Annotated in this window: 16 protein-coding genes and 1 tRNA gene; 12 read left to right on the forward strand and 5 right to left on the reverse strand. The window is 35.2% G+C overall.

Annotation, left to right across the window (positions count from 1 at the left end; all coding sequences use genetic code 11):
• Nucleotides 1-8: 8 nt before the first annotated feature.
• Nucleotides 9-875, reverse strand: a complete 867-nt coding sequence (locus tag BKP56_RS06015) for an efflux RND transporter periplasmic adaptor subunit (RefSeq protein ID WP_072696017.1) — start codon at nt 873-875, stop codon at nt 9-11.
• 255 nt (nt 876-1,130) lie between these two features.
• Between BKP56_RS06015 and BKP56_RS06020 the strand changes: the two genes are divergently transcribed.
• The 6 genes from BKP56_RS06020 to BKP56_RS06045 all read left to right on the forward strand — a co-directional run bounded on the left by BKP56_RS06020 (nt 1,131) and on the right by BKP56_RS06045 (nt 6,706).
• Entirely contained in the window at nt 1,131-1,874 is a 744-nt protein-coding gene (locus BKP56_RS06020) for a metallophosphoesterase family protein (protein WP_072694259.1), read from the forward strand.
• A 9-nt stretch (nt 1,875-1,883) separates the two neighbouring features.
• Nucleotides 1,884-2,708: a metallophosphoesterase gene (locus BKP56_RS06025; protein ID WP_072694260.1), complete on the forward strand. Its 825-nt coding sequence runs from the start codon at nt 1,884-1,886 to the stop codon at nt 2,706-2,708.
• A 164-nt stretch (nt 2,709-2,872) separates the two neighbouring features.
• Entirely contained in the window at nt 2,873-3,670 is a 798-nt protein-coding gene (locus BKP56_RS06030) for an aldo/keto reductase family protein (RefSeq protein ID WP_072694261.1), read from the forward strand.
• A 178-nt stretch (nt 3,671-3,848) separates the two neighbouring features.
• Entirely contained in the window at nt 3,849-6,026 is a 2,178-nt protein-coding gene (locus BKP56_RS06035; RefSeq protein WP_072694262.1) for a Tex family protein, read from the forward strand.
• A 42-nt stretch (nt 6,027-6,068) separates the two neighbouring features.
• Nucleotides 6,069-6,524 carry a SprT family protein gene (locus BKP56_RS06040; RefSeq protein WP_072694263.1) on the forward strand — a complete coding sequence of 152 codons (456 nt, stop codon included), beginning with the start codon at nt 6,069-6,071 and terminating at the stop codon, nt 6,522-6,524.
• 98 nt (nt 6,525-6,622) lie between these two features.
• Nucleotides 6,623-6,706: transfer RNA gene (locus BKP56_RS06045), tRNA-Leu, on the forward strand.
• Between the two features lie 89 nt (nt 6,707-6,795).
• On the opposite strand, the gene BKP56_RS06050 is transcribed toward BKP56_RS06045, so the two are convergent.
• Nucleotides 6,796-7,680 carry an AEC family transporter gene (locus BKP56_RS06050; RefSeq protein WP_072694264.1) on the reverse strand — a complete coding sequence of 295 codons (885 nt, stop codon included), beginning with the start codon at nt 7,678-7,680 and terminating at the stop codon, nt 6,796-6,798.
• A 141-nt stretch (nt 7,681-7,821) separates the two neighbouring features.
• A complete protein-coding gene (locus BKP56_RS13785) occupies nt 7,822-7,977 on the reverse strand; it encodes a hypothetical protein (RefSeq protein ID WP_156849228.1) in 156 nt (51 codons plus the stop codon).
• A gap of 541 nt (nt 7,978-8,518) precedes the next feature.
• Here BKP56_RS13785 and gloA2 point away from each other — a divergent pair.
• The 4 genes from gloA2 (at nt 8,519) to BKP56_RS06070 (ending at nt 12,110) form a co-directional block, all read left to right on the forward strand.
• The gene (gene gloA2 / locus BKP56_RS06055) at nt 8,519-8,899 is read left to right on the forward strand and encodes an SMU1112c/YaeR family gloxylase I-like metalloprotein (RefSeq protein ID WP_072694265.1); all 381 of its coding nucleotides are present in this window, start codon (nt 8,519-8,521) and stop codon (nt 8,897-8,899) included.
• Between the two features lie 99 nt (nt 8,900-8,998).
• Nucleotides 8,999-9,382 (forward strand): lactoylglutathione lyase, encoded by a 384-nt coding sequence (gloA, locus tag BKP56_RS06060; protein ID WP_072694266.1) that lies wholly within the window; start codon nt 8,999-9,001, stop codon nt 9,380-9,382.
• 102 nt (nt 9,383-9,484) lie between these two features.
• Nucleotides 9,485-11,101: a gamma-glutamyltransferase gene (ggt, locus tag BKP56_RS06065; RefSeq protein WP_232226933.1), complete on the forward strand. Its 1,617-nt coding sequence runs from the start codon at nt 9,485-9,487 to the stop codon at nt 11,099-11,101.
• Between the two features lie 124 nt (nt 11,102-11,225).
• Nucleotides 11,226-12,110 carry an ROK family protein gene (locus tag BKP56_RS06070; RefSeq protein ID WP_072694267.1) on the forward strand — a complete coding sequence of 295 codons (885 nt, stop codon included), beginning with the start codon at nt 11,226-11,228 and terminating at the stop codon, nt 12,108-12,110.
• Between the two features lie 288 nt (nt 12,111-12,398).
• Here the strand turns inward: BKP56_RS06070 and BKP56_RS06075 are convergent, their stop codons facing one another.
• Nucleotides 12,399-13,850, reverse strand: a complete 1,452-nt coding sequence (locus tag BKP56_RS06075; protein WP_072693377.1) for a DDE-type integrase/transposase/recombinase — start codon at nt 13,848-13,850, stop codon at nt 12,399-12,401.
• A 176-nt stretch (nt 13,851-14,026) separates the two neighbouring features.
• Between BKP56_RS06075 and BKP56_RS06080 the strand changes: the two genes are divergently transcribed.
• Both BKP56_RS06080 and BKP56_RS06085 read left to right on the forward strand, forming a co-directional pair.
• Nucleotides 14,027-14,662: an SGNH/GDSL hydrolase family protein gene (locus tag BKP56_RS06080; protein ID WP_072694268.1), complete on the forward strand. Its 636-nt coding sequence runs from the start codon at nt 14,027-14,029 to the stop codon at nt 14,660-14,662.
• Between the two features lie 384 nt (nt 14,663-15,046).
• Nucleotides 15,047-15,571 carry a YrhK family protein gene (locus BKP56_RS06085; protein ID WP_156849229.1) on the forward strand — a complete coding sequence of 175 codons (525 nt, stop codon included), beginning with the start codon at nt 15,047-15,049 and terminating at the stop codon, nt 15,569-15,571.
• Nucleotides 15,572-15,652: 81 nt separating this feature from the next.
• On the opposite strand, the gene spx is transcribed toward BKP56_RS06085, so the two are convergent.
• Nucleotides 15,653-16,072 (reverse strand): transcriptional regulator Spx, encoded by a 420-nt coding sequence (spx, locus tag BKP56_RS06090; protein WP_072694270.1) that lies wholly within the window; start codon nt 16,070-16,072, stop codon nt 15,653-15,655.
• Nucleotides 16,073-16,103 lie beyond the last annotated feature (31 nt).

The following is a 16,103-nucleotide window of genomic DNA, read 5'->3' on the forward strand; positions in this document are numbered from 1 at the left end:
ACCTCCTTTTAGTTTTCCACTTCCACTTGAGTATTATCTGAAATTTCATCACTTGGCGAAAGAATAACGTGATCTCCATTAGATAATCCATTTGTTACTTCAATAATTGTATTTGACTGAATGCCTGTTTCGATATCTGTTCTAGTAGCTATATCGTTGTCATCAATAGTGTAGACATATGGCGTATTATCATCATCATAATTTAAGGCTTCAATAGGAATGATCAAGGTTTGATCAGCAGAAGCAATCGTAATATCAGCATCGATCTCAAATCCAGCTATTAGGCCTTCTGGCTCATCATCAAAAGTTATGACTGCTCCAAGAGAACTTGAAGAACCAGTCTGTGTCTGCTGCTCTGTCGCAACTGGATCAATACTAGAGACGGTACCGCCATATTCCGTATCATTGTAAGTCAGTTTAACTGGTTGGTCAACTTCGACTTGAGCAGCATCAGAGCGCGATAGCTGTATATCTACTTCTAAATTATTTAAGTCAGATAAAATGATTGAGGGCTGTCCTTGTTGTGCGTTAGTATCGGGTTCTTCTTCTGCAACATTTACTTCTGTGATTGTTCCGTTAAAGTTAGCCGTATATTCTGTACCATCTATATAAGTAATTAACGTATCACCTTCATTTACTGAGTCACCTAGTGAAACATTTAATTCTGAAACAATCCCTTGTCCTGATATTTCTTGAGTTTCAGAAGGTACAATTGTTCCATTAGATGAAACTACTTCAGTTACAGCATCTTCGGAAACAGTTGCGATTCTTGCAGTTGGTAATTGTTCGCTTTGAGAACTACTCCAGACACTATACCCAATAAAAATAATAACTGCCAGTACTATGACAATTCCTGTCCATTTTTTCCAATTCATTTGCATTGCTTCCTTCCTGTATATTGATACAATTTTTTCCTGTTTTAAGTATACCTTTAGAAATACTGGAATTCTATAAAGAAAGCTTAAATTTCTGAGAGCAAATAGGTGTTTTCAGAAAATGTAGTTTTATGTTATAAAAAGGGAAAAATCAGTTACATGCAGGAATAATTTCAGATAGTTCAAGGCAAGGATCAATGTGTGTTAAAATAATATATAAAGATCAACGGCTGAATATGAAACGGGGGAAATATAATGAAACAGAAAATATTTGTAATAGGAGATATACATGGTCAAATTACTATGTTTAAAAAGCTCCTTGAAAATTGGAATCCAGAAGAAGAACAGTTATTAATGATAGGAGACCTTGGAGATCGTGGGGAAGATCCAAGAGCTTGTTTTGAATTAGCCAAAGAACTAGTGGAAGAACATAATGCAATTTGTCTTAGGGGAAACCATGAAGAGATGCTACTTGATTTTATGAATAATCCTAAAAATAATGCAGCAATCTACGAAATGAATGGCGGAATGGTAACTATAAACTCATTTTTAAAATCTGATCATACTATTTACGATGCGTATGAACTAGCTGCTGCTTTACAAAGCAAAGCACCCTGGCTCAAACAGTTTATTGAAAAGTTACCTCTAAAGTATGAATGGGGAAATATCTTGTTTGTACATGCGGGAGTAAATCTTAGAGTCGATAATTGGGAGAAGACTAGCGATAATGATTTTGTCTGGATAAGAGAAGGATTTTATGACCAACCGAATACGACTGGGAAAATGATTGTATTCGGCCATACAGTTACAGCAATGTTACATGAAAATCACTCTGATACTTCGATCTGGAAAACAGAAGATGGTAAAATCGGCATTGACGGAGGAGCAGTTTATGGAGGGGCTCTTCACGGGATTGTGCTAGATCAGGAAGGAATCGTTAAGCAATACAGTGTAGATAATACCGGATATGCGTTTAACGATCTTTTACGGAAGGATTAAAACTGCGTAATGAAAATAGGAATGGTATCTGACTTGCATATAGATATTAATGAAAAAGCATTGAATGAAGGAGAAACGGTTGATCTTTTACTTGCTCAATTTATTGAAGATAAACAGATAGAAATATTGCTGATTGCTGGAGATATTTCTAATAATTATCTAAAAAGTCAGCAATTTATAGAAAAATTGAAGAAAAGATCGGGTATAGGTGTTTATTTTGTGCCGGGAAATCATGATTACTGGTCTAAAGAGCATAATGTAAAAGATACAAATAAAATTGATGCCTTTTTTCAGTCAAAAAATGAATCGTTAGTTGGTCATCCAGTTCGTTTGAATCAAGAATGGGCAATTGTTGGAACTCCTGGATGGTATGATTATGGATATGGTAACCAAGAAAAATATTCCGTGGAACAATTTGATAAGAAAAAATACAAGTTTGCTTCCTGGAATGACCGACATTATGTAGACTGGGGTAAAAGTGATCAGGTTATTAGTATGCAGATGCTGAATCAGTTGAGGGAGGATATTATCTCAGTAGGGAATAGAAAAATAATTTTGATGACACATGTAGCTACTCATCCAGAATTTGTCGTTCCTTTACCGCATAGAATATATGATTATGCGAATGCTTTTCTAGGTGCAAAGTCATATGAAAGCTTATATAAAGAATTTCCTCATATCAAATATAGCTTAATGGGGCATGTACATTTCAGGAAAGTCTTTCAAGAAGCGGATACAACCTATATTTCTGCATGTCTAGGAAATAAAAGACACTGGAGTATCAAAGATGTTAAAGTACAATTAGAAAAAACTCTTGTAGTAATAGATATTTAAATTTGTTGAAAGAAACTAAAATGACAAATGGACGAACCTTTGTTAAGTCACAATATTTCTAAATGGAAAATAGATAAATATTGTGAATTTCGAAGCGTTTTCTTTTGAGTAATTACCAGATATTCCTTAAACTTAAGATATAAAATAAGAGGAGGATTGTCAGGATGGTTAATCATTTGTCAAAACACATTCCAATGAATGATCATAAAAAGATTCCATTATTAGGATTTGGCACAGCTGAATTAAAAGGACCAAGTGCAGAAAAAGGAGTTGCCTATGCAATTAAGCAAGGTTATCGTTTAATCGATACCTCACCCAGTTATGGAAACGAAAACGAAGTTGGGAAAGGGATTCATTCAGCTATCAATGATCAGGTCACAAGAGAGGATCTTTTTGTCTCAACAAAAATTGAGCAGGAAGACATGAGTTTTGCGGGTGTGAAAAAGTCAGTAGAGGAAAGTTTAAATAGATTGAAACTGGATTATATTGATCTGCTTTTAATTCATTCTCCAGCCGACAGTGACGATGTGAATATAGATATGTGGAAAGGGATGGAAGCAGTTTGTAATACTGGGAAAGTCAAATCAATCGGTGTGTCTAACTTTACACGAAAAGAGTTAGAACCTCTCCTGAATAGTGCAACGATTAAGCCAACCATTAACCAGGTTAAACTAGCACCAGGTGACGTAGATTGGGATACAAAAGAAATTTCTGAAAATGAAAATATTATAATTATGGCCTACTCTCCGTTGAAAAAAGGACAATTAAATCATTCTGTTATCCAAAATTTAGCAGATAAATACGAAAAATTAGCTCAACAAATTGCTTTACGCTGGACTATTGAACTAAATACAATACCTACCCCACGCTCTGGTAATGAAGACCATATTCAATCAAACTCAGATGTTTTTGACTTTACCTTAACTGATGAAGAAGTACAAATGATCAATAAAATTGGTTGAAAAAAGCTTACATCATGAAAATAATGAATCTCCATGAATTAGAAATCTATTCTAATTCTGGAGGTTTTTTAGAATAGATAATGAGTTAAAATGCGTTTCTAATCAATCCAGACAATCACTCAATCAAAATTTATGCTAAAATAGAAGAGTTGAATATAATTATTGGAGATGAAAAAGTTTGACAGAAATTGAAAGCAAACAAATTTTAGACTTGTTGATAAAAGAATTAACTAACTACTCAAAAAAACAGATCACGGCAGTGTTGGATCTGTTGAATGACGGAAATACAGTTCCTTTTATTGCTCGTTACCGTAAAGAAGTTACCGGAACGTTGGACGAAGTTCAGATTCGTGAAATAGAAGAACGAAATGCTTATTTACAAAACCTTGAAAAACGAAAAGCAGATGTATTGGCTTCGATTGAAGAACAAGGTAAATTAACCCCTGAACTTGATAAAGAAATTCGTCAAGCGGTACAAATGCAGCGTGTTGAAGATTTATATAGACCATATAAGCAGAAACGTCGTACTAAAGCCACAATTGCAAAAGAACAAGGTTTAGAACCATTTGCGAAATGGATCCTTACTTTCCCAGAAACAGAATTAGATATAGAAGCAGAGAAATACCTCGATGAAGAAAAGGATCTTGAAACTATTGAGGCCATTATCACTGGTGCTCATGAAATCATTGCAGAATATATTTCTGATAATCCGAAATATCGGGAATGGATTCGTAATTATACAAGTAAAAACGGAACAGTTGTTGTCAAAGAAAAAGATAGTGCAGCTGATGAAAAATCTGTCTTTGAGATGTACTATGATTACTCAGAATCGATTACGTCTCTTGTTTCTCACCGTATATTAGCTATGAACCGTGGAGAAAAAGAAGGTATTCTGTCTGTTTCTATCGACATAGATGAAGAACGTGCCCGTCATTATATGTATAAACAAGAAATTTCAGTCAATGATATGACGCCAGCTGTTAAGTTAATTCAAGAAGCAATTAATGATGCTTATAAGCGATTTATTGGTCCATCTATTGAAAGAGAAATCCGTAATGAATTGACCGAAAAAGCAGAAGAACAGGCAATCGAAGTATTTGGAGAAAATCTTCGCAATTTGTTATTACAAGCACCACTGAAAGATCAGACTATTTTAGGCTTAGATCCGGCTTATCGGACAGGTTGTAAAATAGCTATTATCGATGCAACAGGAAAAGTTCTTTCAATTGATGTCATTTATCCACATAAACCGGCTTCTCAACAAAAACGAAATGAAGCTGCTAAACGCTTTAAAGAACTAGTTGAGGAATTTGATGTTGACACAGTTGCTATTGGTAATGGAACAGCCAGCAGAGAATCGGAAACTTTTGTAGCAGAAAATCTGAAAGAAGTTTCAAAAGAAGTAGCATTCGTTATTGTAAATGAAGCAGGAGCTTCTGTTTACTCAGCAAGTGAAGAAGCAAGAAGAGAATTTCCAGATCTGCAAGTTGAAGAACGTAGTGCGGTTAGTATCGCACGCCGCTTACAGGATCCATTAGCAGAATTAGTAAAAATAGATCCTAAATCAATTGGAATCGGTCAATATCAACATGATGTTTCTCAAAAACGTTTAACTGAACAATTAGACTTTGTTATAGAAACAGTGGTTAACCAAGTTGGGGTTAATGTTAATACGGCAAGCGCTGCTTTATTGAAGCATATTGCAGGATTAACGAAGACTACGGCTGAAAACGTTGTGAACTATAGAGAAGAAAATGGCAAGTTTACAAGTCGTGCCCAATTGAAAAAGGTTAAACGATTAGGACCAAAAGCCTTTGAACAAGCAGTTGGATTTTTACGTATCCCAGATGGAAAAGAACCATTTGATAATACTGGAATTCATCCAGAAACGTATAAAGAAGCTAAACTGATTTTAGAAATGGCTGGTGTCAGCAAATCAGAGATTGGCTCTGAAGAATTAGATATGCGATTCAAATTAATAAATGAAGAGAATGTTTTGAAAGAAACTGAACTGGGGATTGAAACCTATAAAGATATTGTAAAAGCATTAGTTGCTCCTGGGCGAGACATGCGTGACGATATGCCGGCTCCGCTTTTGCGTACAGATGTCTTGACAATGGAAGATTTAAAAGAAGGAATGGAACTTGAAGGAACCGTTCGCAATGTAGTCGACTTTGGAGCTTTTGTTGATATAGGCGTTAAACAAGATGGACTTGTCCATATTTCTAAATTAAGTAATAAATATATTAAACATCCAAGTGCGGTCGTAGCTGTTGGAGATATTGTCAAAGTATGGATTGATTCTGTTGATCTGAAAAAAGGACGTATTGCTTTAACGATGTTAGAGAATAAATAAATCACTAGGCGCAGTGCAGTCACTTTTATAAAGGAGAAACAAGTGAATCAGGAAACCTTACAAAAATTGGTAGAAAACATTTCTATGGAATATTTTGATCGATCATTCAAACATAAAGCAGCCTTTAACACTAGACTGAAAACAACTGGTGGAAGATATTTTTTACATTCTCATGAATTAGATTTTAATCCTTTAGTATTAGAAAAGTTTGGGTTAGAAGTATTTATTGGAGTAATTAAACATGAGCTATGTCATTATCACTTACACATAGCCGGTAGAGGTCATCAGCATAAAGATCCTGAATTCAAAGAATTACTTCAAAAAGTAAATGGACTGAGGTTTGTTCCTTCTTTAAGAGAAAAACAAAAGACAGCACAACTCTGGAAGTATCAGTGCTTGAACTGTCAGCTGGTTTTTCACCGTAAACGAAAATTCAATACAGAAAAATATGTTTGTTCTAAATGTAAAGGAAAATTAGAATTAAAGGGAAGAATTTAAAAAATAAGTTTTTGCTTAGTATAATTCACTCTTCAAATCACGAAAAATGTAATTGACTTGTATAGAAAACGCTGTTATGATAGTTTTTGTATGAGTTAGCATACGTGGCGGAATGGTAGACGCGTCAGCTTGAGGGGCTGGTGGGGCGATGCCCCGTGGAGGTTCGAGTCCTCTCGTGTGCATAAAAAAGAACCAGTCAAAGTTTATAAACTTTGACTGGTTCTTTTATATATCCATGATACTAAACTGAATTATTTATTATAGACTATAATCAATTAATTGATAAGACAAAATTAGATAAGGTAATCATAATCGGCATAGAAATCATTGCAAGAATACTTGCTAAAACAATTAGTCTAGCGCCATATTCATAATCTCCACCGTAAATTTGAGAAAACATGGCAGTGTTGACGGCGGTGGGAGTACAGTTAGCAATAGACAAAACAAGCAAAACGGACTCGTTTTGAATGGGGAGTAGCCAGATCATGACAAGACCGACTAATGGAGTTAGAATCAGGCGCACTAAAACTGTCCAGTAATTTTTTTTGACAAGAAAAATGTCTTTTAGATTAGTACGGGCTAGATAACCTCCTAATAAAATCATTCCCAAAGGAGAGCTAGTATCAGCTATCTTATCAAATCCATTGTAAATCACGCTCGGTAGTGTTATTTGTAGTAAATAGAGTACTAATCCTACAAAAGCACCAATTGTAGCTGGATTTGCCAAGGCCTGTCTTATCGTAACTGTTTGTTTCCCCTCAGATAATAGCCAAATACCATATGTAAACTGAAATATACCGGATGCAACGATATACATGGAAAGATAAAAAATACCTTCGTAACCAAGTAAAGGTAGCACAATAGGAATACCCACTAAAGCAGTATTTGAGAAGACAACTGCATATCGATCGATTTTAGTACCAGATTTTAACAAAAAAGAAACCATAATAATCCTGGTGATCATTACTAGGAATGATCCTATAAAAGCAAAGGTTAATAAGGATAAATGATTTTGATTGTATTCTTGCTGGAAAGACATCATTAATACGATAGGAATAACGAATCTTGTCGTCATGTTTGCAATTTGCTGACTACCATACATATCTAACACCTTTAACCGAACAAGAATGAATCCAAACAGGGCAACAAAAAACATAATAGCTAGTTGTTCTAATATAATCAGCGAAATAAGCGTATGCCTCCTTTGTTCAGGTAGTTTTTATAAATATACAGTTTAAAATGAACCATTGCAAACAAAAAACGGTTTCTCAACATGAGAAACCGTCTCTTTAAAAGATTATTTTGAATAACGTCTGGGTCCATTGTCATCATAGCGAACGGGGACTTTCACTTTGTTTGATTCATTGATATCGTTGACATGAAAAAAAGTCAATCCGATTAGGGGAACGATCGTCAGACATCCAACTAAAGTAATAGCTAATAGTAAACTCATTTTACTCACCCTTTCAGTTCTTCAAAGCGTGTTTTATGCTTCAAGAATATAAAACTTAATAATTAACTCATCTAAAGTATCCATCAAAAAGTGAAATTTATCAATCTAAATGTACCAATTTTTTTAAAAGATTTACTTTTAACTTAATTCTGGTAGAAGTCCCCTATTCTCTATAGTTATGAGCGAACACTTTTTTATAGGTAGTTCACTACCCACGATTGAGCGATTGTTCCTGCTTTGGTATAGTAGTAGTGAGAAATTATTAACCGAAATAGTAAGCGGGTAAAGCAAATGAAATAATCAAAGTGAATGAATAGTTCCACTATAGACAAATTTGTTCAGAATGTGGACATAAAGATAGCAAAAAACCACTGCATATTCGAGAGTAAACTTGTCCTATTTCTCATACGCACCATGACAGATAGAACGATACGAGTGAAAATATCTGGGCTGAATATTTTAGAATACAAGCTTTAGCTAAGTGGTGAATAGTTCACGATATAATGAGGTATAAGTAAGATGTAATAGAGAGGAGTCTACTATGTTAAAGAGAATTCATCATACAGCTATTATTGCTTCTGATTATGAAAAATCAAAGGAATTTTATACAGAAATTTTAGAATTAAAAGTTATAAATGAGACTTATAGAGAAGAACGTAAATCTTATAAACTGGATTTAGCTATCGGCAGTGCTCAAATCGAGTTGTTTTCATTTCCAGATCCTCCAAAACGCCCTAGTATGCCGGAAGCAAGAGGGTTGAGACATCTATGTTTTGAGGTAAACGATATAGAAAAAGCGGTCAGCTGGTTAGGGAAAAAAGGAGTTGAAGTTGAACCGATCAGAGTTGATCCAATCACCGACAAACGTTTTACTTTTTTTAAGGATCCAGATGATTTACCACTAGAATTATACGAAAGATAATAAAGAGTGAAAGTGAGTATTTCAATGATTACTTGACTTGACCCGCTACCTGTTTTAGGGCAGAATATTAAGTATAGATATAAATTAGGAGGAAAGATTATGCCAAAAAAAGCATTACACACCTGCGTTCGCGTGAAAGACTTAGAGAAATCTGTTAAATTCTATAAAGATGTATTAGGAATGGAAATCACTAGAAAAGCCGATTATCCAGACGGTAAATTTACATTAGTCTATCTTGCTCTTCCAGGAGATGATTATGAAGTTGAATTAACTTATAATTATGATCAGGAAGAACCATATGAAATTGGAAATGGCTATGGTCATATTGCAATAAGCGTTGATGACTTGAAAGCAACGCATGAAGAATACAGTAAGACTGGTTACGAAGTAACTGATCTTAAAGGATTATCAGATGGAGCGGCGAATTACTTCTTTATTAAAGATCCAGATGGTTACAAAATAGAAGTTATTCAAGCTAAATAATTCAGTAAAGTAATTCAAAAATTAAATGAATATGTAAAGCTCGAGAAAAGTTGAAAGACTTTATTCTCGAGCTTTACTTAGATACATAAGGGGGAGAAAGACGTGACAATACCAAGATTCGATGCAAGTGCCTTTCACTATGCTTCAAGGAGAGAACTTATTTATGGCAAAAAAGGGATGGTAGCATCTTCTCATCCATTAGCTTCTCAAGCAGGATTAGATATATTGAAAAAAGGCGGAAACGCTGTGGATGCAGCTATAGCAGCAGCAGCGACACTGACGGTAGTAGAACCGGGCTCAAATGGAATAGGAGGAGATAGCTTTTCAATCATATGGAAAGATGGGGAAATGCACGGTTTAAATGCAAGTGGTCCTGCACCGGCAGCAATGACTAGAGAAGCTATTCTAAAAAAAGGAGAAAACATTGCACCTCACGGACTAGATTCTGTAACTGTACCCGGAGTTCCAGCAGGGTGGGTTGCTTTAAGCAAAAAACATGGAAAATTACCTTTAAAAGAAGTGTTAGAACCAGCAGCTTTGATTGCTGAAGAAGGGTTTCCAGTCACTAGTACTGTAGCTCAGGCTTGGGAAAGAACTTTTAAAATATTAAGTAAGAAAGTCAATGAAATCCCAGTATTAAAAACATGGTTTGAAACTTTTACGCCAAATGGACATCCTGTAAAACCTGGGGAAATATGGTCATCGAAAGGACACGCTAAAACGCTTCGATTAATAGGAGAAACTGAGGGGAATGCGTTTTATAAAGGAGAGATAGCAGAAGCTATTGACAGGTTTTCAAAAAAACATGGGGGTTTCTTGAGAAAAACCGATTTGGCCACATATCAACCAGAATGGATAACACCCATTATGACAAATTATAAAGGATACGACATTTGGGAAATGCCGCCGAATGGTCAAGGAATTGTCGCATTAATGGCATTGTCTATTTTAGAAAATATCGAATTAAAGTCAAAGGATGATCCTGAAACGATTCATAAGCAAATAGAAGCGATTAAATTAGCTTTCAGTGATGGACAAGCTACGATTGCGGATATGAAGTATATGGATGAAACGGTTGATCGTTTATTATCTAAAACTTATGCAAAAGAACGAGCTGGATTGATTGGTCAAACAGCACTTGATCCAAAATCCGGAGTAAAAGATCAGTCTGGGACAGTTTATCTGTGTACTGCAGATGCAGAAGGAAATATGGTTTCTTATATCCAAAGTAATTATATGGGGTTTGGTTCTGGTACTGTTGTGCCTGATTATGGTGTGAGCTTACAGAACCGAGGATGTGGATTTACATTAGAAGAAAACCATCCAAATACATTAGCACCTGGTAAGAAGCCATTTCATACTATTATTCCAGGATTTATTACTAAAAACAATAAACCTGTCGGTCCTTTTGGAATCATGGGAGGACATATGCAGCCTCAAGCCCATCTGCAAGTAATCAGTTCACTAATTGATTTTCATTTGAACCCGCAAGATGCATTAGATGCTCCAAGGTGGCATTGGGATGAAAAGAAAAAAGTGTCAGTTGAATCACAAATGCCACTGAGAATTATTGAAGATTTAATCAGGAGAGGACACGAAGTTTCTATAGTTCCTACTAAAGGCTTGTTTGGAAGAGGAGAGATTATTTTTAGGGATGATAATGGGGTATTCATTGGTGCAACAGAATCTCGTGCAGATGGACAAGTTGCTGCTTGGTAGTAACTGATGTTGAAATGAAAAATTTAAAACAAATATGAGTTATTTTAATCGAAATAAATCAGTGTTATAATAACAAAGAAAGCATTTTCATTTAATGCTTCGTTTGATTAAAGGAGGGGTGAGAATGAGCTTGTTAACAATTGATATAGGCGGAACCTCTGTGAAATATGCTATCTGGGATGAAGAACAATTAAAAGAAAAAAATAGTTTTCTTACTCCTGAGAGCTGGGAAGAATTAAAGGATAAACTAGTACAAATAAAAGAGACATTTGAAAAAAAGTATGAGCTTTATGGAGTTGCTTTTTCGGCTCCAGGAGCGATTAACCATATTGAAAGACAGATTGAAGGAGTAAGCGAAGTTCCTTACATTCACTTCTTTCCAATCTACGATGAGCTTGAACAAGCCTTTGATCTACCAGTTACATTTGAAAATGATGCCAATAGTGCTGGACTAGCAGAGATATGGAGAGGTGCAGCAGTAGATAAAAGTAATGTATTGTTTGTTGTTTTAGGCACTGGTATTGGTGGAGCTATCATTATTAATGGAGAGATTCAACACGGGCATCACTTGTTAGGTGGTGAGTTTGGATTTATGCTGTTAGAGGGAGAGCGAACATTCAGTGAGCTGGGAACTGCAGTAGCCATGGCAAGAAGGTATGCTAAACGGACAAATCAACCGACAAATACGGTTAGTGGAGAACAAGTATTCAAACTGGCAGAAAAAGGAGATATAATTGCTCAAGAAGAAGTGAAGACATTTTATCATTATTTAGTCCGGGGATTATATAATCTAGCGTATTCATTTGATCCGGAGGTGTTATTGATTGGAGGAGGTGTCTCCAATCAAGCAGATTTAATTGAAAAAATCAATGAAGAAATGGATGCTTTATTTGGGCGGTTACGTGTTCCACCGTTTAGACCAGCAATTGAATTATGTGCTTTTAGAAATGATGCCAACTTAATAGGAGCTATCTATAATTTTATTCAAAAGTATGAACAAATTGAATGAAAGCATAATTTATTAGTTTTTGATCCTTTAATTTTATTATTCTATTGTATATTTAAGATTTAAGTACTAAAAGGGTAACTCCCAATAATCTATGAAAAATTATGTTTCCCAAATTTCTCGTTGCTCGTATGATGATTTCTGTCGATGAAGGTAATATAATCCAATCATTGTCTGGATTAAACAGCTTTATAACAGATCCAGTAAAGCAACGAGAAGTATAAGAAGGCATGTTTAAAAAACTTCGTTTTTTTGAAGTTTTTCGAGATATGTAAAATCACTTCTACAGTATTAGTCCGTGTACTGTAGAACACTGTTCCCGAAAGATAATAAACGGATCCACTTGTCGGGCATTGTTTTTGCATCATCATGGACGAATGGAATCCTCACAGGAACTTCGCCATCTAATGACTGATGTGGACGTAGAAAGTTGAAGCAGGCAGTAAAGCAAGCGACATGAGCACGTGCACCATTTTGAGATTTAAATCCATGGGTACCACGGTAATTGCCTTTGTAAGTCCGGTTCAATCGTTCGATGATTTGTTTAAGGGGCCTATATTGTCTAGATACTTCGTCCTCGTTGGTTAAACCAATGACTTGAGTGATATCGAAGTTCAGGCCGTGTTGGGCCAGGAAATGTTGTGCCAGTTTGTAAATGGGGTTTCCGTCAACGATGAGGTTTAAATCCTCAGGGATTTCGCTAGCTATATAGTGGTCGAGCACATCGTGAATGGCCCTGATTGCTAATTCAGTATTGCGTTTTTCAGACACTCTTTGGGATAAGATGATTTTATTCTTTGCATCGAAGAAGTAACAGATATAGTGCCATTTTTTCCCGACACGGATGTAGGTCTCGTCTCCACAGATCTGATCAGAAAGATCATAGGGGTAGTGTTGAGTAAGGGTGTAAAGTTGAGCCCCTGCTGCTGCCGCGTAGTTTAATATCGTCTGTCTACCAATCTTTACTCCGTGTATGTCGTAGATTAATGCGGCAACCTTAGGTGCAGGAAGGCCGTAATTAACGTGGTAGGTCAAAATCTCACCTAATAATCGAGGTGAGGCATGAATGCGACTTAAGTCAACTGGCGATTCAATCAGTCCATAGGACTTGATGTCCTCGAGTTTTAAATTAAACTGACGATAGACGTATCGTAGCTTTAAGTAGTATGGTGCGACAGTATAGAGTTCCTTTTGCTCCTCACTCAACTGGTTTAACGCCTGAATATAATAAGGACAAGTGTCGTTTTTACACTTGTAGATGTCGAATTCAGACCGTTGTTTAATCTTCTCAAGACACTTCTCACAGTGAGGACATTTGAGAATGACATCTTTAGAGTAATGATTCTTCGAATTAAATAAAGCACAACAGACTTTGCACTGATATTGTCCGTGCACACCATTATTCTTATAGAGATAGTTATGGGGCGCATGACACTTAGCGCAACGTACATTTTCAGGAACTTCAGAAGATGACTTGTGGCGACGAACAGGTTTGATCGGTTTACCTGCTTCCACGGCCTGTTTTAGAAGGTATTTATAGTCCGCCCGTTCAAGCTTTACAACTTTCGGTGGGTCATCAAGGGTCAATTTGTTGTAATCAAGCTTTGTGATATCGGTCCCTTTAGGTGGTCGATCACCCGCATCTTCAAGCCAAGTAATATAATCGTTTAAAAGTTGAATTAAACTGTTTTGCCACTTGATTTTATTAACTAAATACATGATAATCTGAAGTAGATTAGGCATCTCTTTTCACTCCTTAAGTGATGAATGTTTGTTTTAGTGAACTTCATTTTATCAGATTAAGGGGGGGAAGAGGTGCCTTTTTGTATTTTAATTGATAGAGCAACGATAGTTGCATTAAAACAACACGAAAAAACAAAAAAATTGGTAATTACTACTAAAAGAATAGAGGGTAAGAAATGAAGATTAAACAAAATGACAAAGTCTTGTTTATTGGAGATAGTATCACTGATGCGGGTAGAGATCGATTAAATAAAACGGATTTAGGCCAAGGCTATCCACTTTTAGTAGCAGCGGAGTTACAAGCATTACTTCCACAAAAAAAATTAACTTTTTATAATAGAGGTATATCTGGAAATCGATTAATTGATTTAAAAAATCGTTGGGAAAAAGATTGTTTAGATATTAATCCAGACATCGTTTCAATATTGATCGGTATTAACGATACAAGCCATCAAGTTACTAAAAGCGAAAAGATAGATTTAAAAGAAATTGATAAATTTGAGGAAAATTATCGTTTTTTATTGAAATCGCTTATCCAACGTACAGATGCTAGAGTAGTCTTGATGGAACCATTTGTACTTCCGTATCCCAAAAGCCGTATGAATTGGCGTAGAGAATTAGATCCTCGTATCCAGATCGTTCGAAAAGTTGCTAGAGATTATCAAACTGACTTAATCCCTTTAGATGGTATATTTAATTCAGCTGGAATCAGCAATGGCTATACTTATTATACTGGAGATGATGGGGTGCATCCGACAGTTGCTGGGCATGGATTAATTAAGAAAGCTTGGCTAGAGTGCTTAAAAGATTAAGTAGCGAAAAGATTGCATTGCAGATACATAAATGCTACAATACATGTTATGCGATGAGTCGATAAGTTCACGTTTGTGGACTTACAGCACAATACAGGTGTATTTATACACACAACAGGAAGTTGGTATTGGAGGACATTGGTGCTGTGAACACCAATCCTCACTTTATTTATAAAGTTGCTAAAAAAGACAGGGAATTTTCCCTGTCTTTTTTTTTGAAATAAAATCTGAATAATAATAGTATTAATTTTTGCATTTTATAATATCTGTTTTATTATTAGTTGCGAAATCCTTATTATAACAGGGGTTATCAGGACTTTATCTGAGACTAAAAAGTTGAAACATGATAAGCTTAATAGTGAAAAAGTTAAAAGGACTGGTGGTATGTCAAGAATAGAAACGAAAAAACATGATGTTAATCCTCGTAAAGACGAAGATATGATTGTTAAAGTTGGAAATTTCCGCTTATACTTTCAGAACTATTATACAATTATTTCTTTAGGCAATGACTTGGCTACAGGAGCCCTGTATCTTATTGGAAGCTTGACACAAGCATTTACTGACGCGGATGAAATTGGGAATTATTTATATATATTTGCCAGCTTTTTCTTATTGATGAGACCAATTATTAGAATTGTTCATAATATTTATCTCTATAGAGAAAACCAGTATCGCAGAGATGTATTAGGAGAAAAATTAGATGATGGATATTACGATGACTCTGAAGAAAATGGAATAGATTCAAAAGAAAAGAAACAAAAAGAAGAAGCAAAAAAAAATACTCAAAATAAGCACGAAAATAAAGAACTAAAACAAATCAAAGAACAAGAAGAACAAGAAGACGCAGACAAAGAAATTGAAATTATTTCAGATGATAAAAGTGAAGCAGATAACGAAAACAAGAAATAAATATGCCTATATTAATGAGTGAATAATCCAAATAAAAAAAGGTCATACCATTGATTTCTATCAATGGTATGACCTTTTTAATTATGCGATTTCGATTGCTTCTTCATCTGCTAATTTACGATGAATTTCAGCAAGCTCTAATTCACGTACTTCTCTTGGTAGGAAACAACGAATTTCTTCTTCATTATATCCAATCTGTAAACGACGATCATCCATAATAATGGGGCGTCTAATCAAACTAGGCTGATTTTTGAATAAAGCTAGTAGTTCATTCATAGATAAGTCTTCGATATCAACATCTAAAGATTGATATGCTTGAGAGCGATAGGAAATGATTTCTTCAGTACCTTCTTCAGTTAGGCTTAAAATATTTTTAATTTCATCTTGAGATAGTGGTTCATGAAAGATATTCTTTTCTTCGAATTCTAGATTTTGTTCTTCTAACCATGCTTTAGCTTTTCGACAAGACGTGCAGCTTGGTGATACATATAGTTTAATCATAATAAATTTGCTCCTTTTCAAAAGTTATGCG

Origin of the sequence: Marinilactibacillus sp. 15R, from assembly GCF_001895285.1 — a bacterium.
In the GTDB taxonomy this organism is placed as follows: Bacteria; Bacillota; Bacilli; order Lactobacillales; family Carnobacteriaceae_A; genus Marinilactibacillus; species Marinilactibacillus piezotolerans.

Excerpts from the sequence above, each read along its gene's own strand:
- BKP56_RS13785 (WP_156849228.1), bottom strand. The coding sequence starts at position 7,977 with ATGAGTTTACTATTAGCTATTACTTTAGTTGGATGTCTGACGATCGTT.
- BKP56_RS06025 (WP_072694260.1), top strand. The coding sequence starts at position 1,884 with ATGAAAATAGGAATGGTATCTGACTTGCATATAGATATTAATGAAAAA.
- BKP56_RS06020 (WP_072694259.1), top strand. The coding sequence starts at position 1,131 with ATGAAACAGAAAATATTTGTAATAGGAGATATACATGGTCAAATTACT.
- gloA (WP_072694266.1), top strand. The coding sequence starts at position 8,999 with ATGCCAAAAAAAGCATTACACACCTGCGTTCGCGTGAAAGACTTAGAG.
- BKP56_RS06075 (WP_072693377.1), bottom strand. The coding sequence starts at position 13,850 with ATGCCTAATCTACTTCAGATTATCATGTATTTAGTTAATAAAATCAAG.
- BKP56_RS06030 (WP_072694261.1), top strand. The coding sequence starts at position 2,873 with ATGGTTAATCATTTGTCAAAACACATTCCAATGAATGATCATAAAAAG.
- BKP56_RS06015 (WP_072696017.1), bottom strand. The coding sequence starts at position 875 with ATGAATTGGAAAAAATGGACAGGAATTGTCATAGTACTGGCAGTTATT.
- BKP56_RS06085 (WP_156849229.1), top strand. The coding sequence starts at position 15,047 with ATGTCAAGAATAGAAACGAAAAAACATGATGTTAATCCTCGTAAAGAC.
- BKP56_RS06080 (WP_072694268.1), top strand. The coding sequence starts at position 14,027 with ATGAAGATTAAACAAAATGACAAAGTCTTGTTTATTGGAGATAGTATC.
- gloA2 (WP_072694265.1), top strand. The coding sequence starts at position 8,519 with ATGTTAAAGAGAATTCATCATACAGCTATTATTGCTTCTGATTATGAA.
- BKP56_RS06050 (WP_072694264.1), bottom strand. The coding sequence starts at position 7,680 with ATGTTTTTTGTTGCCCTGTTTGGATTCATTCTTGTTCGGTTAAAGGTG.
- BKP56_RS06070 (WP_072694267.1), top strand. The coding sequence starts at position 11,226 with ATGAGCTTGTTAACAATTGATATAGGCGGAACCTCTGTGAAATATGCT.
- spx (WP_072694270.1), bottom strand. The coding sequence starts at position 16,072 with ATGATTAAACTATATGTATCACCAAGCTGCACGTCTTGTCGAAAAGCT.